This window comes from Pseudarthrobacter sp. MOO14 (genome assembly GCF_058267675.1).
In genome coordinates this window covers 3,698,196-3,720,441 of sequence record NZ_CM177849.1, presented here as the reverse complement: position 1 = coordinate 3,720,441, position 22,246 = coordinate 3,698,196, and the positions used below count along the sequence as shown (strand labels likewise).

Here is a 22,246-nt window from a genome sequence, read left to right as displayed (position 1 = left end):
ATTGTTACGCTACCAAGTCCCACGTGGAGGCCGTGGTGAAAGTTCCCGCGGGGCCCGGTTGCAACCGAACCGTGACCGTTGCCTCCCGGACAACCGGGCCCCGCAGGGCAGCTATCCCACGCCCAGGTAGGCCTCTTTGATGGAGGGATCTTCCAGCAATTGCTTGCCGGTGCCACTGTGCGTGATCTCGCCGGTCTCCAGGACGAAGGCCCGGTGCGCTCCCGCCAGGGCCTGGTTGGCGTTCTGCTCCACCATCAGGACGGTGGTGCCTTGGTTGTTGATCTCCTTGATGATCTTGAAGATCTGCCGGATGAACTGCGGTGCCAGCCCCATGGACGGCTCGTCCAGCAGGAGCAGCTTCGGGTTGGACATCAGGGCCCGTCCGATGGCGAGCATCTGCTGCTCGCCCCCGGACATGGTTCCGCCGAACTGCTTCTCGCGTTCCTTCAGCCGCGGGAACAAGTCGAAGACGCGGTCCAGGTCCTTGGATACGCCGCTTCTGTCCTTGCGCCCGAAGGTGCCCATGTCGAGGTTTTCCATCACCGTCATGCCCGGGAAGATCCCACGGCCCTCGGGCGCCTGCGAAATCCCGTGCACCACCCGGATGTGCGCCTTCATCTTGGTGATGTCCTGGCCCGCGAAGGTGATCTTTCCCTCGGAGCAGTTCAACAGGCCGGAGATGGTGCGCATGGTGGTGGTCTTGCCGGCGCCGTTGGCGCCGATCAGCGCCACCACTTCGCCTTCTTCCACCGTGAAGGAGATGTTCCGCAGCGCCTGGATGCGGCCGTAGTGGACGGAAACGTCCTCAAGTTCAAGCAACGTCATCTTCGGGCTCTCCTAGGTAGGCGGCAATGACCCTCGGGTCTTCGCGGATCTCGCGCGGCAGTCCGTCCGCGATCTTCTTCCCGAACTCCAGCACCACGATCCGGTCGGTGACACCCATCACGAGCTTCATGTCGTGCTCGATCAGCAGTACGGTGTAACCCTCGTCCCTGATGGTGCGGATGAGCGCCATCAGCTCCTCTTTCTCGGCCGGGTTGAAGCCGGCGGCCGGCTCGTCGAGGCAGAGTACCTTCGGATCGGTAGCCAGTGCCCGGGCGATCTCCAGCCGGCGCTGGAAACCGTAAGGCAGCTGGCGGGACAGGACGTGGGCGTGGCTGCTGATGCCCACGAAATCAAGCAGTGCCATGCCGCGCTCGATGGCGGACTTTTCCTCCTTGATGTGGGTGGGCAGTCGCAGCAGGGCCCCGCCAACGCTGGTCCGGTGCCGCGCGTCCAGGCCCACCACCACGTTTTCCAACGCCGTCATTTCGCCGAAGAGCCGGATGTTCTGGAAAGTGCGGGACAAGCCCAGACGGGTGATCTTATGCTGCTTGATGCCGTTCAGGACCTGGCCCTCCAACACCACCTTCCCGCTGGTGGGCTTGTAGACCCCGGTCATGGCGTTGAAGCAGGTCGTCTTGCCGGCGCCGTTGGGACCGATAAGCCCCAGGATCTCGCCGCGCTTGATGTTGAAGCTGACGTTGTCCAATGCCACGAGGCCGCCGAACTTGATCGTGAGGTTCTGGACCTCCACGATGTTGTCGCCCACCGCAACCGCGATATCGCGGTCCGGTGCCACTTTCTCGGCCAGTTCCTGGTCCACCCCGGCTTCGGCCAGGGCTTCGATGTCCATTTCGGGTGCTGCAACTGCCGGGCTGCCCTTGTCCGGCTGCTCCCCGACGCTGCCGGAGCCGGCCTGCCGTTCCTCGGAACTCATGCCTCCGCTCCCCTCTCTCCGGCCGTGCGGGTCCCGGGGCCGGCTGTTGGATTGTCCGTGTCTTTGGTTTGCGTGTCCCGGGCCGCGACCTTATTGAAAGCTGTCCGGCCATAGGCGAGCAGGCGCTGCCGTGCCGGGAGCAGCCCCTGCGAGCGGAAGATCATGATCAGGACCAGGGCGATGCCAAAGATCAGGTATTTGTACTCGGCGATGGCCGTGAACCTCAACGGAATGTAGCTGACCAGGGCCCCACCCAGGATGGCGCCGACCTTGTTGCCGGCCCCGCCGAGCACGACGGCAGCGAGGAACAGGATTGAGGTGGTGACGTCGAACTTCTGGTTATTGACGAACCCCACCTGCCCGGCAAAAAGCGCGCCGGAAAGGCCGCCGATCGCGGCGCCGATGGCAAATGCCCACACCTTGTACTTGAAGGTGGGAACACCCATGATTTCAGCTGCGTCCTCATCCTCGCGGATGGCGATCCAGGCGCGGCCAACCCGGCTGCGCTCCAGGTTGCCCACCAGGAGGGTGACGATGATGATGATGGTCAGGGTCAGCCAGTACCAGGGCACACCGTTCGAGTTGGAGAAGATGGGCGTACCGTCAGCTTCGGTACCGGGCGGATGGCCGACGTTCTGGAAACCGACCTGGCCCTTCATGGCGGGAATGATCGTGGCCAGGATGCGGACGATCTCACCAAATCCAAGCGTCACGATGGCCAGGTAGTCGCCCCGAAGCCGGAGGGTGGGGACACCCAGCACCACGCCGAAGAACATTGTCACGGCCATGGCCACCGGAATGGTCCACAGGTAAGGGATGTGCAGGAAGGGTGAATCGGGGCTGGTCAGCATCGCCGCACAGTATGAGCCAACGGCGAAGAAGGCAACATACCCAAGGTCCAGCAGGCCTGCGTATCCCACCACCACGTTGAGGCCTACCGCGATGAGGGCAAACCGTGCCATATCGAAGCATGCCAAGGCGAAATTGTTGCCCGGCTCGGTGGTGATGATGGGCGGGTTGAGCAGCGGGAGCAGGTAGGCCAGGACAACGACGATGACCAGGAATGCCCACTGCTGCTGGCGCGACAGGGCGTGCCACCGGTCGGAGAAGTACCCGGACTTGCGTTTCCCGCGCTGGCGCAGATCGCTCCTGCCGGCCGCCTTGGACGAGGCTTCCCGGTCCTCAGCAGCCTGTGCGGCGGCCGCCGTCTGCAGCGGCGTGGGTCCATCCGTCATGCTCATGCTTTGCTCCTTCCAAGGGACGTGCCCAGGATGCCTTCGGGCCGCAGCAGCAGCACGAGCACCAGCACCACGAAGGCCACGACGTCGGTCCACTGCGAGTTTCCGAGCAGGATCTGGCCGTAGTTGCCGATCAAGCCGAGCAGCAGTCCACCCAGCAGGGCGCCGCGGACGTTGCCGATGCCCCCGAGCACGGCTGCGGCGAAGGCCTTGATGCCGAGGACGAATCCGCCGCTGTACTGGACACCGGAGGGGATTTTCATGACGTAGAACAATGCTGCGGCTCCTGCGAGCAGGCCCCCGATGATGAAGGTGGTAATAATGATGCGCTCTTTGTTGACACCCATCAACGTCGCGGTGTCCGGGTCCTGGGCGACTGCCCTGATGCCGCGGCCGGTGCGGGACTTGCTGATGAAACGGTCGATGCCGACCATCATGATGACGGCTGCGATGATGATCACCAGCTGCTGGGAATCGACGATGGTGCCGAAGACATCAAAGATGGGGGTGGGCCGGAACATTGTCAGCGCAAGTTCGGGGCTGGGACCGCGCCACAGGTAGATGAGGTACTGGATGGTGAACGAGGCGCCAATGGCGGTGATCAGGAAGACCAGGCGCGGGGCGTTGCGTTGCCGGAGCGGTTTATAGGCAATGCGCTCAAGCAGGAAGGCCGTGACTGCGGAGGCCAGCATGGCAAGGACCAAGGCCAGCAGCAGGTTCAGGATGATGGCCCAGATGTCGAGGCGGGGAACGGACGGGCCGAAGCCCAGGCTGCTCAGGGTGAAGAAGACGGCGTAGCAGCCAACGATGAACACTTCAGAGTGTGCGAAGTTAATCAAGTTCAGGACGCCGTACACGAGGGTGTAGCCAAGGGCGACCAGCGCGTAGATGGCGCCGAACGTCAGGCCGTCAAAGGTGGCACTCCAGAAATTCTGGGCCAGGGACGGTATATCGAAAGTGATCCAGTCATTTTCAGTCGGGAGCAGTGGGACGAGAGAGGGAAGCATGGGAACATCCTGATCCAGTTGCACGGGGCCTTGTGGGCCCGGCCGAGGGACTTATGTCTAGTGACGTAGCTTGGTCCTGGGTTTGTTGCCAAGCGAAGAAAAGGCTGTGGGGGCCTGCAGTGCTGGCCCCCACAGCCGATTCCCGCCGGTTTGCTACTCCCCGATGGGGCCGATCGGAACGATCTTCCCGTTTTCCACCTTGTAGCCGTAGACGGTCGGAGCCTGGAGCTCGCCCTTGGCATCCCACTTGTAGTGCTTGCTGAAGCCGTCCTTGTCGTAGGACTTCACCCACGACAGCAGATCTGCGCGGCTCTGCTTGCCCGCGTCGATGCCGGACAGGAGCACCGTTGCGGCATCGTAGCCTTCGATGGAGTACGTACCGGGCTCGGCGCCCTTGGAGACGTCCTTGTAAGCGGATGCGAAGTCCGGGATCAGTTCACCCGGGAGGCAGGGGCAGGTGAAGTAGGCGTTGTTCGAGGCATCGCCTGCCTGCTTGATGAACTGGTCATCCTTGACACCGTCGGGTGCCACGAATGTTCCGGTGAATCCCTTTCCAACCAGCTGCTGGTCGAACGGTGCGCCTTCGGCGTAGTAGCCGGCGTAGAAGACGGCGTCGGCCTTGGCGTTCATGATCTTGGAGATGACTGCGGAGAAGTCCTTCTGCCCCGTGGTTACCTTCTCCGTGCCGGCCAGGGCACTGCCCAGGCCTGCAGAGGTGGAGGTGCCCAGGCCGATGCCGTAGTCGGAGTCATCCTGGACCAGGTATACCTTCTTGGCCCCGAGCTTGCCGGTGAGGAACTTCGCGGCGGCCGGCCCTTGGACGGCGTCGTTGCCGAGGCCGCGGAAGAAGGTGGTCCAGCCGTTTTCGGTCAGCGTGGGGTTGGTGGCCGACGGGGTGATGTGGACCAGGCCCTTCTGCTCGAAAATGTTGCCGGTTGCCTTGGACTCGCCGGAGAACGGCAGGCCGATGACACCAAGGATGTCGGGCTCGCTCACCAACTGGGTCACCGGGCCGGTGGCCTTGTTCGGGTCACCTTCGGTGTCGAACTTCTTGAACTGGACCTGGCAGCCCGGGTTGGCCTTGTTGTGCTGGTCGATGGCGAGCTGGATGCCGTTGAAGATGTTGACGCCCAGCTGTGCGTTCGGGCCGGTCTGAGCGCCGGCATAGGCCAGCGTGGTGGTGGCCGGGCAGGTTGCCTTGCCGTCGCCGGCCGGCTTGACCGCGCCGGAAGGAACATCCACCTTCGAAATGGCGGGGATGTTCACTTTGCTGGAGGAGCCGGAGCTTTCGGTGGTGCCGGGGCCCGCCTGGTTGGCGCAGGCCGACAGCAGCATGCTGAATGTGGCTGCTGCTGCCAACGAGGTGAGGACTTTCTTTCGGTACATTTGTCTGCCTTCCGAAACAGGGCCATGCGATGCGCGTGCGGATCAATGGGGCGCTGCGGCGCCCGAAAATGGGACCAGGTATTCCTGATTTAGGTTCAAGCTAGTGCATGGAAGGCAGCGAATCTAAGTGACTGAGGTCACAGCCTTATAACAGTCGTTGCCTATGTGGAATTAAATGGCGAAAGCCGCCTGCAATGCAGGCGGCTTTCGATGGTGGGGGCGTAAGTTCCCCGTGCGTCGCAGTTGTACCCCAGGTGGGACTCGAACCCACAACACGCGGATTTTAAGTCCGCTGCCTCTGCCAATTGGGCTACTGGGGCGCCGGGTCAATGGTACCTGCCGGCGACGTATTGCAGGGAAACGCCGACGGCGGCCGTCCCCGGGAAAGGGAACAGCCGCCGTCGGCGTGCTGAAGCGCGGAGGCGCTACTTGGCGTTTGCCGCCACCGTTTCCTTAGGAGCGGTCGTGGCGGATGAACCGGAGCCGGACGCAGGAACGGCTGCGGGTGCAGCCGCAGGCTTGGGAGCCGGGGTGGCCGCCGCGACGAAGGCGCCGCGCGGGTTGTCCAGGTCCAGCAGCTGCGTGGTGTCGCGGCCGGCAAAGAAGCTGATGATCCAGTTCAGGATGACGCGGAACTTGCGCTCAACGGTGGGCATGGCCATGCCGTGGTAACCGCGGTGTGCCAGCCAGGCAAGACCGCCCTTGAGGCCGATCCGGCCCAGGAGGTTGATGTTGGCAACACCCTTCCATTCGCCGAAGCCGGCCACGGCACCGAGGTTCTTGTGCTTGTAGTCCCCCAGCGGCTTTTCCCAGCGCGAGGCCCAGAGGTTCTTCGCGAGGCGCTTGGCCTGGCGGAGGGCGTGCTGGGCGTTCGGGACGCAGGTGCCGTCCGGGAGGCCCTTCCCGGTGAGGTCCGGAACAGCCGCGATGTCACCGGCTGCCCAGGCGTTCTCCACGATGCCTTCGTCGCCGGCGATGCGCAGGTCCGGCAGGACGCGGACGCGGCCGCGCGGCTCGAGCGGGAAGTCGGTGGAACGGACCATGGGATTGGCCTGCACGCCTGCAGTCCACACCAGGGTGTCGGCCTCGAATTCCTGCGCGGGCGTCTTGTCCGGCAGGTTGATGAGTTTCAGGCTGCCCTCGGCGCTGTCCAGCGACGTGTTCAGCAGGACCTCGATGCCACGGCTGCGGAGGTGCTCCACGACCCAGTCGGCCTGCTTGGCGGTGACCTCGGGCATGATGCGGCCCATGGCTTCAACCAGGACGAAGCGGATTTCCTCCTGCTTGACGCGCGGGTTGTTGCGCACGGCGGCGCGGGCGAGGTCTTCCATTTCGGTAATGCACTCGATGCCGGCGAAGCCGCCGCCGACCACCACGAAGGTGAGGGCCTTGGTGCGAGCAGCGGGGTCCGTCATGGTGGAGGCAACTTCGATGCGCTCCAGCAGCTTGTTGCGCAGGGCAACGGCTTCTTCGATGGTCTTCAGGCCGATGCCCTTGTCCGCCAGGCCCTTGATGGGGAACGTGCGGGTGATGGCGCCGGCTGCGAGGACGACGTCGAAATAGGGAACCTCAAAGTTTTCGCCGCCGTCGGCGGGTGCCACCACAGCCGTCCGGTTGACGTGGTCGATCGAGGTGACGCGGCCCTGGATCAGTTCCGTCTGCTTGAGGTGCTGGCGGTGGGACACCACCGCGTGGCGGGCTTCGATGTTGCCGCCGGCCACTTCGGGAAGGAAGGGCTGGTAAGTCATGTAGGGCAGGGGATCAACGACGGTGACAATTCCACCGGCATTCGCGATCTTCTTCTGCAGTTTCAGTGCTACGTACAGGCCGACGTACCCGCCGCCGACGACGAGTACCCTGGGACGGTCCTGGAGCTGTGGGGTGGTTGCCAGAGTTTAAGGATAGCGCAGTTTGTGAAAATCTTCACTAACTTGGTCGCTGGTCCGTAACGTGACGTTCCCGGGGCAGATCCACCCGTTCCACCACTCCTGTGTCCGGGTCCTCCCTGGCCAGGGCCGGGTTGCGGGATGCCCGCCTGAGCTGGAAGGCCGCTGCCGCGATGATGGCCACGAACAGGGCGGCGAAACCAATCACGACGGCGGCGCCGATGGCACTGTCGCGCTGCGAGGGGGCCTTGGCGGCGGGGACGGTTGCCTCCGGCAGGGTTGGCGCGGCGCTGGGCACCGGGGTGGCGGAGGGAAGCGGGGTTGCCGGTGCTGCGTTGCCGCGCCGGTGGACCCGGATCCATTCGGCAATGGTGCCCAGCGGGTTCACCGACACTTCCGGGACCTCTGCCTTGAGGGCGGCCTCCGCGTTGAGGATGCCGTAGCCGTACAGCGGGTCCTTTCCGGGGGCCCCGGCATCCTTCGCCGTTGAGACGATCCTGTTAATGACCTGCTCGGCACTCATGTCCGGCCATTTGGACCGGATCAGGGCGGCCACCCCGGCAACGATCGGCGTGGACCCTGACGTTCCGGCCCACTCCGCGTAGCTCCCGCCGGGGAGCCCGCCCACCAGGTTCTCCGCAGGCGCGGCCACCCCGATGCTGATCCCTTGCGAGGAAGCATCCACGCTGGCGGTGTTCTTGCGGTCCAGGCCGGCGACGGTGAGGACACCGGGAATGGTTGCGGGAGCGCCCACCTGGGTGTTGCCGCCTACCCGGTTGCCGGCCGCGGCCACGATGACCACGTCCTTTTGTTCGGCATACAGGAACGCCGCATCCCAGCTTTGGGGCCATTGGGGTGTGGTGCTGCCGAGCGAAATGTTGATGACCTTGGCACCGTTGTCCACGGCCCAGCGGACGGCCTCTGGAATCTGGTCCTGGTCGCTCTTGCCGGAAGGGTTCGGGGAACCCAGCCAGGTGGAAACGGAAAGGAGCTGCGCTTCCGGCGCCACGCCCATGATCCCGTCCGGCGGCGTGCCGGCGGGCCCGGGGCTGGGGCTGGGGCTGGGCGAGGGACTGGCCGGCTGGTGCCCGCGGCCTGCCAGCATGGTGGCCACCAAGGTGCCGTGTTCGGGCTTGGAACCGACGCTTTTCTGGCCGTCCGGCTGGCCGGATCCGGACGCGTCATAGCCGCCGGTGACCACACCTTTGAGGTCCGGGTGCTGGGCGTCTATGCCGCTGTCGATGACGGCTACCTTGACTCCGGCGCCTTTGGAGACCTCCCAGGCCTTGGTGATGCCGGAATCTGCCAGCCAATATTCCTTGTCGCGCCAATCGTCGGCCTTGGCGGCCGGGGCGGTAAAGAGGCCGGCGCACAGGCAACATGCTGCGAGCAGGACAGCGACAAGGGCCGCGGCGGCCCGGCGCGCAGGCGGGGTCGGAGCTGGGGTGGACTGCATGCGGCTAGCCCATGCCCAGGGCGATGCCGTCAAGGATGTCGTGCTCGCTCGCGGTGGCGGAGGTGATCCTGCCGCCGGTCAGCGTGCCCATCCGTTCCAGGATGCGGCGCCATACCAGTCCCCCGGCGCCAATCACATCCACCCGGCCCGGGTGCATGTACGGCAGGTCCGCGCGCCGGGCGCGGGTCATCTCGAGCAGGTCACCGGCCGCGGCCGTGACGACCTCGATGGGCAGCTCAGCGCCGTGGATGGCCTGCGGCGAATATTCGGGCAGGCGGAGGGCGTGCGCGGTGATGGTGGTGACGGACCCGGCCACACCGACGACGGCGGTTGCGCGTTCGAGCGGAACGTCGCGTCCGGCGCGGTCCAGGGCGGCGTCAACGTCGGCTTCGGCGGCCGCCACCTGTTCGGCGGTGGGCGGATCATCGCGCAGGTGCCGCTCCGTGAGGCGGACACAGCCAATGTCCACGGACTTGGCGGCCGTGACCCCGGCCGCGGTGCCGAGGACGAATTCGGTGCTTCCGCCGCCGAGGTCGACCACCAGGACTTCGTGGCCGTCCAGGATGGGCAGCACACTGCTGGCGCCGGCGAAGGACAAGGCCGCTTCCTCATCACCGGAAATGACCTCCGGTTCAACTCCCAGCAGGTCCCGGATGCCGTCTACGAAGACGTCGCGGTTGCGTGCGTCGCGGGTTGCCGAGGTCGCAACGAACCGGGTGCGTTCCGCGCCGTGCTCACGGATGAGGCGGGCATAGTCTGCGGCGGCGGCAAAGGTGCGTTCCAGCGCTTCCGGAGCCAGTTCGCCGGTGGCGTCCACCCCCTGGCCCAGCCGGACCACGCGCATTTCCCGGACGACGTCGGTCAAGGCCGCACTGCCGCTGCTCCGGTCGATGTCCGCGATCAGGAGCCGGATGGAGTTGGTGCCGCAGTCGATGGCGGCCACGCGCGTCATTCCGCCACCCCGGCGTCGCGGGCAGGCTTTCGCACGGGCGCGGGGCGGCCAACGATGTCCGGCAGGCCCTGGGGGCCGTGGCGGCTGAGATCCCGGGACGGCGCTGCCCCGGTGGTGTCCCAGGCGCCGTCACAGTAGCATTTGTCCGCCGTCCACCACTCGCTGATCATTCCAAGGGCCTGGTCGCCGAGCGGGTTGACGCCGGGACCGGACGCCAGGGAGTGGCCCACGAGGACGTGCAGGCACTTGACGCGTACGGGCATGCCGCCGGCCGAGACGCCGTCGATTTCCGGCACCGGGCCGATGCCGGAACGCTCTCCGATCGCATTCCGGGCGGCCAGGTATTCGTCATGGGCCGACCGGTAAGCCGCAGCGAGGGCGGGGTCCCCGGCGAGCTGGTCATTCATCTCATTCATGACGCCCGCAGCTTCCAGCCTGGACACCGCGGAGGTGATCACCGGATGGGTCAGGTAGAACGTGGTGGGGAACGGGGTCCCGTTGCTGAGACGGGGGGCGGTCGCGGCGACGAGCGGGTTGCCGCAGACGCACCGTGCCGGAATTTCCACGACATCGCGGACAGGACGTCCCAGCTGCCTGCTCAGTACGTCAAGGTCGTGTGCTGTCGGTTGGCGGGATTCGTCCCGGGCGGCTTCCGTGCTGTGTTCCATTGTCGCGGGCCGTCCTTCCTGTGCGGTTCAGTCTGTGGCCGCGCGCCTGATGGACTCCCACAGGGAATCCACCCACGGCAGATCGGCGGGGTCTTGTGCTGTTGCGCCGGCGGGGCTACTGCTCTCTCCGGCCGGTTCATCGCTGCCAAAAACCCAGTAGCCGGTTTCGCCCGGCATAACCATGTTAATGCGGTCGCGGGCCTGCTGCTTGACGTAGTTGGGGTCCTGCCACCGCGAAACCTGCTGCCGGAGGGCATCCCCCTGGGCCTGGCGTGCGGCGATATCGGCATTCAGCGCGTCGATTTCGGCCTTTTTGTCGAAGAAGATCTTCACCGTGGGCGCCAGCATGATGGTGATGGCCACCATCACCACGGCCAGGGCCAGCATGCGGCCCGAGAACGCTTTGGCGGGGACGGGGTGCTGATCGCCATCGCTGTCCCGGCCGTCCTTGCCGTCAATGGAGCTGCTGCCCTTGCGTCCGGCGGACGCCTTGGGCGTGGTTGGCTCCCCCGACTTTCCGGCCGGGCGGCCTGCAGTTCCGCGGCTGCCGGCGCCATGTCCCGGTGACGCGCCTGCTGCGCCGGTGTCCTTGGCCGGGCGGAAATCCGCCCGGATGACCTCGGCCCCGCCGGAGGTACCGTCGTCGGCCGTATCCTTTGCCGGACGGGCGGGGGTGACCTTGGGAACTTTGGGGCGGCGGGTAGCCATGACACTCCTGAAACGCAGCCTCCCTGGGCCGCCACTATCTGTGCTGGACAAACACTGCTGGGACCATTGCTGCGAAAAGCAACAGCGGTGGCTATGGTCTTCCAACCATAGCCACCGCCGATGGGTTTAGCCGGTTACTAGCCCTTGAAACGCGGGAAGGCGCTGCGGCCGGCGTAGCGTGCGGCGTCGTCGAGTTCCTCTTCGATGCGCAGCAGCTGGTTGTACTTGGCAACGCGCTCGGAGCGGGCAGGTGCGCCGGTCTTGATCTGGCCTGCGTTGGTGGCCACCGCGATGTCGGCGATGGTGGTGTCCTCGGTTTCACCGGAGCGGTGCGAGGTGATGGTGGTGTAGCCGGCGCGCTGGGCCAGGCTGACGGCGTCCAGGGTCTCGGTCAGGGAACCGATCTGGTTGACCTTGACCAGCAGGGAGTTGGCCGTCTTGGTGTCGATGCCGCGCTGCAGGATGGACGGGTTGGTGACGAAAAGGTCATCGCCCACCAGCTGGACCTTGTCGCCGATGGCGTCGGTGAGGGTCTTCCAGCCTTCCCAGTCGTTCTCGTCCAGCGGGTCCTCGATGGACACCAGCGGGTAGTCGGCAACGAGTTCGGCGTAGTAGGCGCTCATCTCGCTGGCGGACAGGGCCTTGCCTTCGAACTGGTAGGCACCGTCCTTGAAGAACTCGGAGGAGGCGACGTCCAGGGCCAGGGCGATGTCCTTGCCCGGGGTGTAGCCGGCGTTCTTGATGGCTTCCTGGATCAGGTCCAGTGCCGCGCGGTTGGACGGCAGGTTCGGGGCGAAGCCGCCCTCGTCGCCCAGGCCGGTGGACAGGCCCTGTTCCTTCAGGACGGACTTGAGGTTGTGGTACACCTCAACGCCCCAGCGCAGGCCCTCGGAGAAGGTTTCGGCGCCGATAGGGGCGATCATGAATTCCTGGATGTCGACGTCGGAGTCGGCGTGGGACCCACCGTTGAGGATGTTCATCAGCGGCACGGGCAGGACGTGGGCGTTCGGGCCGCCCAGGTACTTGTAGAGGGGCAGGTCGGCGGATGCTGCGGCAGCGTTGGCGACGGCCAGGGAGACGCCCAGGATGGCGTTGGCGCCGAGTTTGCCCTTGTTGGGGGTGCCGTCCAGGTCCAGCATGGCCTGGTCGATGCTGCGCTGGTCGGTGGCGTCGAAGCCGGTCAGGGCGGGGGCGATCTGGTCGATCACGGCGTCGACGGCCTTCTGCACGCCCTTGCCGAGGTAGCGGCCCTTGTCGCCGTCGCGCAGTTCAACGGCTTCGTGCTCACCGGTGGAAGCACCTGAGGGAACTGCGGCGCGGCCGATCTGGCCGTCGGACAGCAGGACTTCAACTTCAACAGTGGGGTTGCCGCGGGAATCAAGGATCTCGCGGGCGTGGATGGCATCGATAAGCGCCATGAATTTGCTCCTTATGGGCGATTAACGGGGGGAATCAGGCAGAAAACTCGACGTACTCGTCAGGGACTAGCGTAGTCGAGAGTGCTCCGGGTTACTCAAACCGGTCAAGGCCCGGACGTCATGATGCCGCTTGGTCGCCGTGGTAGCGGCGTACGGCGGTACGGAGGGCGCGCTCGCCGTCCATGCCGCGGTCCCGGGCCGAACGCACGACGGCGAGCAGCAGGGTTCCCAGTTCTTCCTCGCTTTCGGGGACGGGAACCCCGTCGGGCAGCCCGAGCCCTGCCCGGGCCGCCCGGTCAAGCGATTTTTGCGCCTTGGCCAGCGCCGGGAGGGCAGCGGGGACTCCTTCGAAGGCATGGCGCCGCTCCGGGCGCTCCGCCCGTTTGACCGCATCCCACGTCTGCTCGATTTCCGCCACCGTGGCGGGGAAGGTGTCCTGCAGGGAACCGTCGGGCCGGAAGACGTGGGGGTTCCGGCGGACCATTTTGGCAGCCAGTCCGCGCGCGACGTCGTCGAACGTGAACGCGCCTCGTTCCTCGGCAAGGCGGGCGTGCAGCACCACCTGGAGCAGGACGTCACCGAGCTCGCCCTGGAGTTCGGCGTCGGGGTGGCCCTCCTCGATGGTCTCAGCCACCTCATAGGCCTCCTCGAGGAGGTATTCCACCAGCGAGGCGTGCGTCAGGGCACCCATCCAGGGGCAGTGCTCGCGCAGCTGGGACATCTTTTCCAGCAGCTCCGCAGTGGCGGAGCTGCCGGGAGGAGGATCCTGGTCAGCCAAGGTTGGCGTAGGCGTCGTTGATGTATTCCACCAGTGCTTCCTTCTCCTCCAAGGGCAGGAAGGACGCCTCGGCCGCGTTCAGGGTCAGCTCCAGCAGGTCGTCAAGGTCGTAGTCGAACGTCTCCACCAGCAGGTTGAACTCGTCCGTCAGCGTGACGCCGCTCATCAGGCGGTTGTCGGTGTTGATGGTGACGTTGAAGCCCAGCTGGTACAGCATGTCCAGCGGGTGGCTCTCGATACCCTCGCCAAATTCGGCGATGGCTCCGGTCTGGAGGTTGGAGGACGGGCAGATTTCCAGGGCGATGCCGCGGTCACGAACCCAGCTGGAGAGGTCGCCGAGGGTGACCAGGCCGACGGTGTCGCCGGCCTCGTCGTCATCGTCGAATTCCACCATGATGTCCTCGGCGATCCGGACGCCGTGCCCCAGGCGGAGGGCGCGGCCGTCCACCAGTGCAGACTGGATGCTCTCCAGCCCCGCAGCCTCGCCGGCGTGCACCGTGGCGGGGAAGTTGTGCTGGGCCAGGTAGGTGAACGCGTCCTTGAAACGGCTGGGCAGGAAGCCGTCCTCGGCCCCTGCGATGTCAAAGCCCACTGCGCCCTGGTTGCGGTGGCGCACGGCGAGTTCGGCGATTTCCTGGCCGCGGTCCGCGTGGCGCATGGCGGTGATCAGCTGGCCCACCTGGATCTCCCGGCCGCTCTCCGACACGGCCTCGACGCCGGCTTCCAGGCCGTCCTGGACCGCTTCCACGGCTTCATCCAGGCTGAGCCCCTTCTGCAGGTGCTGCTCCGGCGCCCACCGGACCTCGCCGTAGACCACGCCGTCATCCGCCAGGTCTTCGACGAACTCCTTGGCCACGCGGAACAGGCCGTCGTAGGTCTGCATTACGGCCACGGTGTGGTCGAAGGTTTCCAGGTAGCGGACCAGGGACCCGGAGTCGGCGGATTCGCGGAACCACTCCCCCAGGGCAACCGGATCCGTCGAGGGGAGGGTGTGCCCCACGGCTTCCGCCAGCTCGATAATCGTTGCCGGACGGAGTCCCCCGTCCAAGTGGTCGTGAAGGGAAACCTTGGGCAGGCTCTTCAGGTCGAAATCAATGGCAGGGGCAGCGTCAAGAATGGGCTCAGTCACGTTCCCACCTTAGGGTGGGGCGGGGTTCAAAGCCAGCCGCTACTTGGCTGCGGGACCCGCATCGGCCGATGGCACCGTTAGGGGCCGGGTGCCGGGCCGTCCTTCCTGGCCCGGGGTGTTTTCGGCCCATCCGTCCACGTCGGCGTCAGCCTCGGGCGCATCGTGGCGTCCGAGCCGTTTGTGCCACCAGCGCAGGGCGTGGTCGATCACGACGCCCAGGACTATCGCGAAGACGACGGCAATGCCGGCGCTCAGGAGCGGGTTGTGGTGCAGCCATGGGAAGGAGCTGGCCAGCACCCCGATGCCCAGGGAGTAGCCCACCCATGTGACGCAGGCAAAGGCGTCGAAGACGAAGAACCTGCGGTGTGAGAACCCGGTGCTGCCGGCCACGTAGTTGACAGCCACCCGGCCCCAAGGGATGTACCGGGCGGTGAAGATGAGGACCGCACCGCGCTTCTCGAGCTCGTAGCGGGCCCAGGCGAAGACTTTCCGGACCTTGGGCCGGCGCATCCACGCCCACCGGTCCAGTCCGATCTTTCGGCCGAGCATATAGGCCATGTTGTCGCCGCAGATCGCGCCGATCAGGGCGGTCAGACCAAGGATCCAAAGATTGGGTTCGCCGCTGTGCCGCGAGAAAGCCGCCAAAGCCACAATGAGAGTCTCACTGGGCACCACCATGGCGAAGCCGTCCACGAAGAAGAACACCAGCAGTACGGGGTAGATCCACCACTGGCCCGCTGCATGGAGCACGGCCTCATTAATAAACTCCACGCGGTGTTGCTCCTGTAAAAAAATGGCACGGCCGAAGCGCCGCAGCCAAAGCGGAAATCGTTCCTAAGTGTCCCATGGCGGGGACGCAGTACGCTACGCCCCGGCGCCCGGAATTATCCGGTTAAACGCGGGGCTCAGGTCCCGGGTTCCCGGATCCGTTCCACCACGTTGGGTTTACCCCGGAATTTGTTGATCACCAGGTCCACCAGGATGCCCAGGGCTACGGCACAGACAATGGCGATCGCGGCGCCCAGGACGTGGTTGTCCTCGAACCATTGGCCGAAGAACAGCCCGATCGTCACGGAGTATCCGGCCCACAGGCTTGCGGAAAGGACCGTCAGCCCCACGAACCGCAGGTGGGGATAGTGGGTGACTCCGGCGGTCAGGTTGACCGCCACGCGGCCGATCGGAACGAACCGGGCCACCAGGATCAGCGACGCCGGCCGCTTGCGCAGTTCCCGGCCCGCCCAGCGGAAGGCGGCCTGCATCCGCGGTCCGCGCATCCAGGCCCAGCGGGTGGTGCCCACCCGCCGGCCCAGGAGGTAGGCAATGTTGTCGCCCGCGAAGGCTCCGGCGGCAGCCACCCCTGCCAGAAGCAGGGGGTTGGGGACATCCGCGGTGGCGGCGACGGCGGCGAGGCCCACCACCACGGATTCACTGGGCACGGGCGGGAAGAAGCCGTCAATGACGCAGCACGCCAGCACCAGGACCAGCACCCAGGGCTGTCCGGCTGCGGCGAGGATGAAGTCGTTGATGGCCTGCATTGGTACCTATGCTATGCGGTCAATGATGAGCTGCTGGGCAGGCCGTGAACCATCCGGCGCGATGACCACCGCGTGTTCGAGGGCTTCCCGGGCGCGGGCAAACCGGTCCGGTGTGTCCGTAAGCAGGGTCATCAAGGGTTCCCCGGCCCTGACGGTGGCGCCCGGTTTGGCGTGCATCCGCACCCCGGCTCCGGCCTGGACGGCATCCTCCTTGCGGGCACGGCCGGCCCCCAGCCGCCAGGCGGCAACCCCGACGGCCAGGGCGTCGAGTTCCACCAGCACTCCGTCTGCGGGGGCGTAGACGACATCGGATTCCCTGGCTGCCGGGAGGGGGGCATGCGGATCGCCACCCTGGGCGGAGATCATCCGGTTCCAGACGTCCATGGCGCGGCCGTCCTTGAGCGCGGCGGCGGGGTCGGCGTCGTGCACTCCCGCAGCGGCGAGCATCTCTTCGGCGAGCCTGACGGTCAACTCCACCACGTCTTCCGGTCCGCCACCGGCGAGGACCTCCACGGACTCCTCGACTTCGATGGCGTTGCCGGCTGTGAGGCCCAGTGGCGTGTTCATGTTGGTCAGCAGCGCAACCGTGTTGACGCCGGCGTCCTTGCCCAGGGCCACCATGGTCTCGGCCAGTTCCCGGGCCCGGGACTCATCCTTCATGAACGCTCCGCTGCCCACTTTGACGTCCAGGACCAGCGAGCCCGTGCCCTCGGCGATCTTCTTGCTCATGATGGACGAGGCGATGAGCGGGATGGCTTCCACGGTGCCGGTCACGTCACGCAGCGCGTAAAGCTTCTTGTCCGCCGGGGCCAGGCCTGCGCCGGCGGCGCAGATCACTGCCCCGACGTCCTGGAGTTGGGCCAGGATCTCACCGTTGGTCAGGTTTGCGCGCCACCCGGGAATCGACTCAAGCTTGTCCAGGGTGCCGCCCGTGTGGCCCAGGCCGCGGCCGGAGAGCTGCGGGACGGCGACGCCGAACACCGCCACGAGCGGGGCCAGCGGCAGGGTGATCTTGTCCCCTACCCCGCCGGTGGAGTGCTTGTCCGTGGTGTACTTCAGGCCGCCGTCGGGGCGCCGAAGGCTGGAGAAGTCCATTCGCTCCCCTGACGCGATCATGGCGGCGGTCCAGCGGGCAATTTCCGCCCGGTCCATGCCGTTGAGCAGGATGGCCATGTTCAAGGCCGCCATCTGTTCATCGGCAATGGCTCCACGCGTGTAGGCGTCGATGGTCCAGTCGATCTGTTCGGGGCTCAGAGTGCCTTTGTCCCGCTTGATGCGGATGATGTCCACGGCATCGAATGCCTCGGCGTTGCTGGTGGTTTGGGTCACCGGGTCTCCTCCAGATGTTGGGGGCCAAATGCGTCGGGCAGCACCTGGTCCATCGTCCTGATGCCTTGGGTGGTCATGACTTCCATGTCCGGGGCGCGGAATTCGTACAGCAGCTGGCGGCAGCGGCCGCACGGCATCAGGACCGTGCCGCCGGCATCGACGCAGTAGAAGGCGCGCAATTGGCCGCCGCCGGTCATGTGCAGATTGCCTACCAAGGCGCATTCGGCGCAGAGGGTGAGGCCGTAGCTGGCGTTCTCGACGTTGCAGCCGCTGACGATCCGGCCATCCGTGGTGAGGGCGGCCGCCCCCACCGCGAAATTCGAATACGGCGCGTAGGCATTTGCCATGGCGGCAACGGCGGCAGCCTCGAGGGCGGCCCAATCGACGCCGGTACCTCCGCCGGGCTTGCATTGGTTGCCGGGGGCTCCGGTTTCTGTCACCGTGGTCACCCCTTGACGTACGGGATGCCGTCGGCCGCGGGCGGCCGGGACCGCCCCACGAGGCCGGCCACGGCGATGACGGTCAGGGCGTAGGGGAGCATCGCCATGAACTGGCTGGGCACGGGCGAGCCAATGATGGTGATGATGCTCTGCAGGTTGTCGGCGAAGCCGAAGAGCAGGGCGGCCAGGAAGGCCCCGATGGGATTCCAGCGCCCGAAGATCATGGCGGCAAGGGCGATGTAGCCGCGACCGCCGGACATGTCCTTGCTGAAGGCGTCCACCGACACCAGGGTGAAGAAGGAACCACCGATGCCGGCGATCGCGCCGCCCATCAGGACGTTGATGAAGCGGGTGCGGTTGACGTTGATGCCCACGGTGTCCGCCGCCTGGGGGTGTTCGCCGACGGCGCGCACCCGCAGGCCCCATTTGGTGTGGAACAGCCCGACGTAGACCACGATCACGGCCACGTACATGAGGTAGCCCACCAGGGACTGGCGGAACAGGATGGGTCCGATGATCGGGATGTCTGCAAGGAACGGGATATCCACTGCCTGGAGCCGGCCGGGCTTGTTGAGGTGTTCCGGGTCCGCCGTGAGCAGGGTGGAGAACAGGAAGCTGGTGAGGCCGCTGATCAGGACGTTGAGGACCACGCCGACGATGATCTGGTTGACGAGGTACTTGATGCTCACCACGGCCAGGACCAGGGACACGAGTGCGCCGGCGACGGCCGCCGAAATGAGTCCCACGTAGACATTGCCTGTCACGGTGGCTACGACGGCGGCGGAGAACGCACCGAGCAGGAGCTGTCCTTCGATGGCGATGTTGACCACGCCGGCCCGTTCGCACAGCACTCCGGACAGCGACCCGAACACCAGTGGTACGGCCAGTGTCACCGCTCCTGCCATCAGGCCGCCCAGGGAAATGGACGGTTCGGGGTCACGGCCGCCGGCGACGATCCAGATCATGAACCCGACCAGGAAGACGACGGCGAAGAGACCGCCCAGCCATCCGGGGGTGCGCCGCCGTTGCAGGGTCAGCAGGATGGCGTACCCGGCCAGGCCGAGCAGCAAGAGGGCGCAAATCCAGCCGAAGACCATCGAGGGCACGGTGATCTTCTCCACCTGGGCAACGCCGAGGGCGGCGAGGCCCAGGACGACGACGGCAGCGATGGTGGTGGCGGGAATCCAGCGGTCCACTCCCCCGCCCTCGCGGCGCTGGCTGATCCAGCGGTAGCCGAGGTAACCGGCGGCAGCCAGCGCCACGACAAGGGTGATCCAGGCTGCGGTGGACGAGGCGTTTGGGTCGCGGGCTTCGGCGATCCGGAACCCGGCGGATTTTGTGTTGGCGAGGAATCCAAACAGCACGGTGCCCAGGATGGCGAGCAGGCCCAGGCCGACGCCGGCCTTCCAGCTCACCAGTTCCGTTGTCCCTGCCCGGCCTGCGGCACGGTTGGCTCCGGTGGTTTTCCCGGTTCCAGGTTGTTTGCTCGCGGGAGATTGTGTGGTGGCGCTCATGCTGCCGCTCCGCTCTTGACGCCGCCGGTATGCGAACCTGCGGTCCCACTTGTGGTGGTCTTCTTCTTACGGGGGTTGAGTCCGAATATCGCACGGACCAGCGGCGGTGCTGCGATGAACAACACGATCAGGGACTGGATGACGAGCACAATGTCGATGGGGGTTTGCGTCTGTGCCTGCATTGCCACGCCGCCGGCGCGGAAAGCGCCGAACAGCAGGCCCGCAAAGAAGGTTCCCCACGGCGTGGAGCGTCCCAGCAGAGCGACGGTGATGGCGTCAAAGCCGATGGAAGCGGCCACACCGCCGGAAAGGTACTTTTCCGTGCCGGACACCTGCGCCACCCCGGCCAGGCCGGCCAGCGCACCCGCGATCGCCATCACCAGGATGGTGCTGCGGGCAACGTTGATGCCGGCGGTACGGGCCGCGCTCGGGTTTGCCCCAACGGCGCGGAACTCAAAACCGATCGTGGAGCGGTTCAGCAGCCACCAGACGAAGGCGGTGGCCGCTATCGCAACCAGGAACCCGGCGTGCAGGCGGAACTGGGGTCCGAGCAGTTCGGGGAACAACGCGGTGGAGTCAAGGAACGGGGAGATCGGGTTGGTGGAACCCTTGCGCTGGAAAGCGGGGGTGGTGAGCAGGAAGAGCAGCAGGAAGTTGGCGATGTAGTTGAGCATGATGGTCACGATCACCTCGTGGGCGCCGGTCCGCGCCTTCAGCAGGCCCACGACGCCACCCCAGACCGCGCCGCCAACCAGGCCGGCGAGGATGACGACCAGCAGGTGCAGGCCGATGGGCAGGTGCCAGGCGAAGCCAACGTAGGCGCCGAAGAGCGCACCGAAGATGATCTGCCCCTGGGCGCCAATGTTGAACAGGCCGGCGCGGAACGCCAACGCGACGCCGAGCCCGGCACAAATAAGCGGAGTTGCGACCGTGAGGGTCTCGGTGATCGGGTACAGCTGGGCGGCCAGGTCGGCGCCGGCCCAGTTGAAGATGGACCCCTGCACCAGTGCGGTATAGGGACGGATGACCTCGGTCAGGAGGTCTCCGGGCTGGGCAAAAAAGTAACCGGCCGTGACGGCGACCTTGGGGTTGGTCACCGCCATCAGGATGCCGCCGAGCACGATGGCCAGCAGCACGGAGAGGAAGGAGACCATGGCGTTGCCGGTGAAGATCTGGTGCAGGACGGATCCGTCACCGTCCCGGTGGTCCCGGCCGCGCAGCTGGGTGGCCGCCGGAACGGCGGACGGCGGCATCTGGCCGCCGGCGGTGTCCAGCGCGACGTCGGAGGCGACGGCCTCGGAGGTGGTGCCGCCTGGCACCAGGGTCGGGGCGGGCTCCGGGGCGCTGTCATTGCCTGTGGCCAGCGGGTCCGGGGTTGTCTTCTCAGACATGGGTTTCTCCTTCGTGGCCGGCAGGCTCAGATACCGTCGGTGCGGCCGTTACGCCGGAAGCATGGGCGGAGGCGTTGGCTTCGGCTTCCGCGGCCGGGACACCGGCCATCATCAGGCCCAGGACGTCGCGGGACGTGGTGGCGGGGACGATTCCCACCAGCCGGCCGCGGTAGAGCACCGCGATCCGGTCTGCCAGCTGCAGTACTTCGTCAAGTTCCGTGGACACGATCATGACGGGCGTTCCGTGGTCGCGTTCGGCGATGACGCGCTTGTGGACGAATTCGATCGAGCCGACGTCAAGCCCGCGCGTGGGCTGCGAGGCAATGAACAGGCGGAGCGGGCGGGAGAGCTCACGGGCCAGGACGACCTTCTGCTGGTTGCCGCCGGAGAGGGTGCCCACCGCGGCGGATACGGAGGGCGTGCGGACATCGAATTCCTCGACCTTCTTGGCAGCGTTCTCCGCGATGACGCCCGGTTTCATCCCCACGCCTCGGGCGAAGGGTGCCTTGTCGTAGAGGTCCAGGATCATGTTCTCGGCGATGGTGAACGTGCCTACCAGGCCGTCAAGGGTGCGGTCCTCGGGGACGAAGCCCACACCCGCACCGAGCACATGCTTTACGCTCTTGCCCAACAATTCCTCGCCGTCGAGCGTGATGGACCCGGCCACGTGCGGCTGCACGCCAAGGATCGCCTCGGTCAGCTCCGTCTGGCCGTTGCCTTGCACTCCGGCGATGGCGAGCACCTCGCCCTTGGCGATGTCGAATGACAGGTCATCGACCACATGCTGGCCATTGTGGTCGGTGACGGTCAGGTTGCGGACCTTGAAGGTCACCTCACCCGTCTTGGCCGGCGCCTTGTCAAGCGTCAGGCTCACGGTGCGGCCCACCATGGCGGACGCCAGTTCGGTGGGGGAAGCTGTGGGGTCCGCCTGCCCCACCACCTTGCCGCGCCGGATGACTGTGATGGTGTCCGAGATGGCTTTGACTTCGCGCAGTTTGTGGGAGATGAAGACGATCGATTTCCCGTCGCGCTTCAGCTGCCGGATGATGTCCAGGAGTTCGTCGGTCTCCTGCGGCGTCAACACGGCGGTGGGTTCGTCGAGGATGAGCACCTCGGCATCTCGGACCAGTGCCTTGATGATCTCGACCCGCTGCTGGACGCCAACGGGCAGGTCCTCCACCATGGCGTCGGGGTCGACGTCGAATCCGTACTGGTCCGAGATGCGGCGGATCTTCTCGCGCGTAGCTTCCAGGTTGAGCAGGCCGGCGGCCTTGGTGGTCTCATTGCCCAGCGCGACATTCTCGGCCACGCTGAAGACCGGGATGAGCATGAAGTGCTGGTGGACCATTCCGATGCCGGCCGCCATGGCCTCGCCGGGGTCTTTGAAGACGACAGGCTTGCCATCGACCAGGATTTCGCCTTCGGTCGGATCGTACAGGCCGTAGAGCACGTTCATCAGGGTGGATTTCCCTGCGCCGTTCTCGCCCAGGAGGCAGTGCACCTGCCCCGGTTCGACGACCAAATCGATGTGGTCATTGGCTACCAGGGACCCGAATCGCTTCGTGATCCCCTTCAGTTCGAGTTTCAAAACCCCAACCAATCTGTGTGTGTATGGATCTGCTCCGCCGCGCTGTCGGCGGCAAGGCAGCGGG

At 66.0% G+C, this 22,246-nt stretch carries 20 protein-coding genes and 1 tRNA gene; all 21 read right to left on the bottom strand.

The window, feature by feature from the left end:
• Nucleotides 1-111: 111 nt before the first annotated feature.
• A complete protein-coding gene (locus AC4EEV_RS17220; protein ID WP_018761901.1) occupies nucleotides 112-825 on the bottom strand; it encodes an ABC transporter ATP-binding protein in 714 nt (237 codons plus the stop codon).
• Nucleotides 812-1,759, bottom strand: a complete 948-nt coding sequence (locus AC4EEV_RS17215; RefSeq protein WP_285320106.1) for an ABC transporter ATP-binding protein — start codon at nucleotides 1,757-1,759, stop codon at nucleotides 812-814. Before AC4EEV_RS17215 ends, AC4EEV_RS17220 begins: the two co-directional genes overlap by 14 nt.
• Entirely contained in the window at nucleotides 1,756-3,000 is a 1,245-nt protein-coding gene (locus AC4EEV_RS17210; protein ID WP_018761903.1) for a branched-chain amino acid ABC transporter permease, read from the bottom strand. The genes AC4EEV_RS17215 and AC4EEV_RS17210 overlap by 4 nt, the downstream gene beginning before the upstream one ends.
• Nucleotides 2,997-4,004, bottom strand: a complete 1,008-nt coding sequence (locus AC4EEV_RS17205; protein WP_018761904.1) for a branched-chain amino acid ABC transporter permease — start codon at nucleotides 4,002-4,004, stop codon at nucleotides 2,997-2,999. Before AC4EEV_RS17205 ends, AC4EEV_RS17210 begins: the two co-directional genes overlap by 4 nt.
• Before the next feature lie 153 nt (nucleotides 4,005-4,157).
• Nucleotides 4,158-5,390 carry a branched-chain amino acid ABC transporter substrate-binding protein gene (locus AC4EEV_RS17200; RefSeq protein ID WP_018761905.1) on the bottom strand — a complete coding sequence of 411 codons (1,233 nt, stop codon included), beginning with the start codon at nucleotides 5,388-5,390 and terminating at the stop codon, nucleotides 4,158-4,160.
• A gap of 246 nt (nucleotides 5,391-5,636) precedes the next feature.
• Nucleotides 5,637-5,710: transfer RNA gene (locus tag AC4EEV_RS17195), tRNA-Leu, on the bottom strand.
• A 105-nt stretch (nucleotides 5,711-5,815) separates the two neighbouring features.
• The gene (locus AC4EEV_RS17190) at nucleotides 5,816-7,282 is read right to left on the bottom strand and encodes an NAD(P)/FAD-dependent oxidoreductase (RefSeq protein ID WP_491330908.1); all 1,467 of its coding nucleotides are present in this window, start codon (nucleotides 7,280-7,282) and stop codon (nucleotides 5,816-5,818) included.
• A 34-nt stretch (nucleotides 7,283-7,316) separates the two neighbouring features.
• Complete coding sequence (locus tag AC4EEV_RS17185) at nucleotides 7,317-8,732, bottom strand: S8 family serine peptidase (protein ID WP_018761907.1); 1,416 nt, start codon at nucleotides 8,730-8,732, stop codon at nucleotides 7,317-7,319.
• A 4-nt stretch (nucleotides 8,733-8,736) separates the two neighbouring features.
• Nucleotides 8,737-9,684 carry a Ppx/GppA phosphatase family protein gene (locus AC4EEV_RS17180; RefSeq protein WP_491329564.1) on the bottom strand — a complete coding sequence of 316 codons (948 nt, stop codon included), beginning with the start codon at nucleotides 9,682-9,684 and terminating at the stop codon, nucleotides 8,737-8,739.
• On the bottom strand, nucleotides 9,681-10,352 hold the full coding sequence (locus AC4EEV_RS17175; protein ID WP_133832122.1) for a DUF501 domain-containing protein: 672 nt from the start codon (nucleotides 10,350-10,352) through the stop codon (nucleotides 9,681-9,683). The genes AC4EEV_RS17180 and AC4EEV_RS17175 overlap by 4 nt, the downstream gene beginning before the upstream one ends.
• A gap of 27 nt (nucleotides 10,353-10,379) precedes the next feature.
• Nucleotides 10,380-11,060, bottom strand: coding sequence for an FtsB family cell division protein (locus AC4EEV_RS17170; protein ID WP_491329563.1), 681 nt, complete (start codon nucleotides 11,058-11,060; stop codon nucleotides 10,380-10,382).
• Between the two features lie 137 nt (nucleotides 11,061-11,197).
• Complete coding sequence (gene eno, locus AC4EEV_RS17165) at nucleotides 11,198-12,478, bottom strand: phosphopyruvate hydratase (protein ID WP_018761911.1); 1,281 nt, start codon at nucleotides 12,476-12,478, stop codon at nucleotides 11,198-11,200.
• A 118-nt stretch (nucleotides 12,479-12,596) separates the two neighbouring features.
• Nucleotides 12,597-13,169, bottom strand: a complete 573-nt coding sequence (locus tag AC4EEV_RS17160; RefSeq protein WP_240617821.1) for a MazG nucleotide pyrophosphohydrolase domain-containing protein — start codon at nucleotides 13,167-13,169, stop codon at nucleotides 12,597-12,599.
• Nucleotides 13,170-13,248: 79 nt separating this feature from the next.
• Nucleotides 13,249-14,385 (bottom strand): adenosine deaminase, encoded by a 1,137-nt coding sequence (locus AC4EEV_RS17155; protein ID WP_018761913.1) that lies wholly within the window; start codon nucleotides 14,383-14,385, stop codon nucleotides 13,249-13,251.
• A gap of 39 nt (nucleotides 14,386-14,424) precedes the next feature.
• Nucleotides 14,425-15,156, bottom strand: coding sequence for a DedA family protein (locus AC4EEV_RS17150; protein WP_018761914.1), 732 nt, complete (start codon nucleotides 15,154-15,156; stop codon nucleotides 14,425-14,427).
• Nucleotides 15,157-15,290: 134 nt separating this feature from the next.
• Nucleotides 15,291-15,920 carry a DedA family protein gene (locus AC4EEV_RS17145; RefSeq protein WP_285320112.1) on the bottom strand — a complete coding sequence of 210 codons (630 nt, stop codon included), beginning with the start codon at nucleotides 15,918-15,920 and terminating at the stop codon, nucleotides 15,291-15,293.
• A gap of 6 nt (nucleotides 15,921-15,926) precedes the next feature.
• Nucleotides 15,927-17,249: a thymidine phosphorylase gene (locus AC4EEV_RS17140; protein WP_018761916.1), complete on the bottom strand. Its 1,323-nt coding sequence runs from the start codon at nucleotides 17,247-17,249 to the stop codon at nucleotides 15,927-15,929.
• Nucleotides 17,246-17,596, bottom strand: coding sequence for a cytidine deaminase (locus tag AC4EEV_RS17135; protein ID WP_240617822.1), 351 nt, complete (start codon nucleotides 17,594-17,596; stop codon nucleotides 17,246-17,248). Before AC4EEV_RS17135 ends, AC4EEV_RS17140 begins: the two co-directional genes overlap by 4 nt.
• A 98-nt stretch (nucleotides 17,597-17,694) precedes the next feature.
• Nucleotides 17,695-19,203: an ABC transporter permease gene (locus AC4EEV_RS17130; RefSeq protein WP_109863480.1), complete on the bottom strand. Its 1,509-nt coding sequence runs from the start codon at nucleotides 19,201-19,203 to the stop codon at nucleotides 17,695-17,697.
• The gene (locus AC4EEV_RS17125; RefSeq protein ID WP_491329562.1) at nucleotides 19,200-20,594 is read right to left on the bottom strand and encodes an ABC transporter permease; all 1,395 of its coding nucleotides are present in this window, start codon (nucleotides 20,592-20,594) and stop codon (nucleotides 19,200-19,202) included. Before AC4EEV_RS17125 ends, AC4EEV_RS17130 begins: the two co-directional genes overlap by 4 nt.
• Nucleotides 20,587-22,182 (bottom strand): ABC transporter ATP-binding protein, encoded by a 1,596-nt coding sequence (locus AC4EEV_RS17120; protein ID WP_491329561.1) that lies wholly within the window; start codon nucleotides 22,180-22,182, stop codon nucleotides 20,587-20,589. The genes AC4EEV_RS17125 and AC4EEV_RS17120 overlap by 8 nt, the downstream gene beginning before the upstream one ends.
• Nucleotides 22,183-22,246 lie beyond the last annotated feature (64 nt).

Coding starts and splice junctions, on each gene's coding strand:
- AC4EEV_RS17220 (WP_018761901.1), bottom strand. CDS start 825: ATGACGTTGCTTGAACTTGAGGACGTTTCCGTCCACTACGGCCGCATC.
- AC4EEV_RS17215 (WP_285320106.1), bottom strand. CDS start 1,759: ATGAGTTCCGAGGAACGGCAGGCCGGCTCCGGCAGCGTCGGGGAGCAG.
- AC4EEV_RS17210 (WP_018761903.1), bottom strand. CDS start 3,000: ATGAGCATGACGGATGGACCCACGCCGCTGCAGACGGCGGCCGCCGCA.
- AC4EEV_RS17205 (WP_018761904.1), bottom strand. CDS start 4,004: ATGCTTCCCTCTCTCGTCCCACTGCTCCCGACTGAAAATGACTGGATC.
- AC4EEV_RS17200 (WP_018761905.1), bottom strand. CDS start 5,390: ATGTACCGAAAGAAAGTCCTCACCTCGTTGGCAGCAGCAGCCACATTC.
- AC4EEV_RS17185 (WP_018761907.1), bottom strand. CDS start 8,732: ATGCAGTCCACCCCAGCTCCGACCCCGCCTGCGCGCCGGGCCGCCGCG.
- AC4EEV_RS17180 (WP_491329564.1), bottom strand. CDS start 9,684: ATGACGCGCGTGGCCGCCATCGACTGCGGCACCAACTCCATCCGGCTC.
- AC4EEV_RS17175 (WP_133832122.1), bottom strand. CDS start 10,352: ATGGAACACAGCACGGAAGCCGCCCGGGACGAATCCCGCCAACCGACA.
- AC4EEV_RS17170 (WP_491329563.1), bottom strand. CDS start 11,060: ATGGCTACCCGCCGCCCCAAAGTTCCCAAGGTCACCCCCGCCCGTCCG.
- eno (WP_018761911.1), bottom strand. CDS start 12,478: ATGGCGCTTATCGATGCCATCCACGCCCGCGAGATCCTTGATTCCCGC.
- AC4EEV_RS17160 (WP_240617821.1), bottom strand. CDS start 13,169: ATGGGTGCCCTGACGCACGCCTCGCTGGTGGAATACCTCCTCGAGGAG.
- AC4EEV_RS17145 (WP_285320112.1), bottom strand. CDS start 15,920: ATGCAGGCCATCAACGACTTCATCCTCGCCGCAGCCGGACAGCCCTGG.
- AC4EEV_RS17135 (WP_240617822.1), bottom strand. CDS start 17,596: ATGGCAAATGCCTACGCGCCGTATTCGAATTTCGCGGTGGGGGCGGCC.
- AC4EEV_RS17130 (WP_109863480.1), bottom strand. CDS start 19,203: ATGAGCGCCACCACACAATCTCCCGCGAGCAAACAACCTGGAACCGGG.
- AC4EEV_RS17125 (WP_491329562.1), bottom strand. CDS start 20,594: ATGTCTGAGAAGACAACCCCGGACCCGCTGGCCACAGGCAATGACAGC.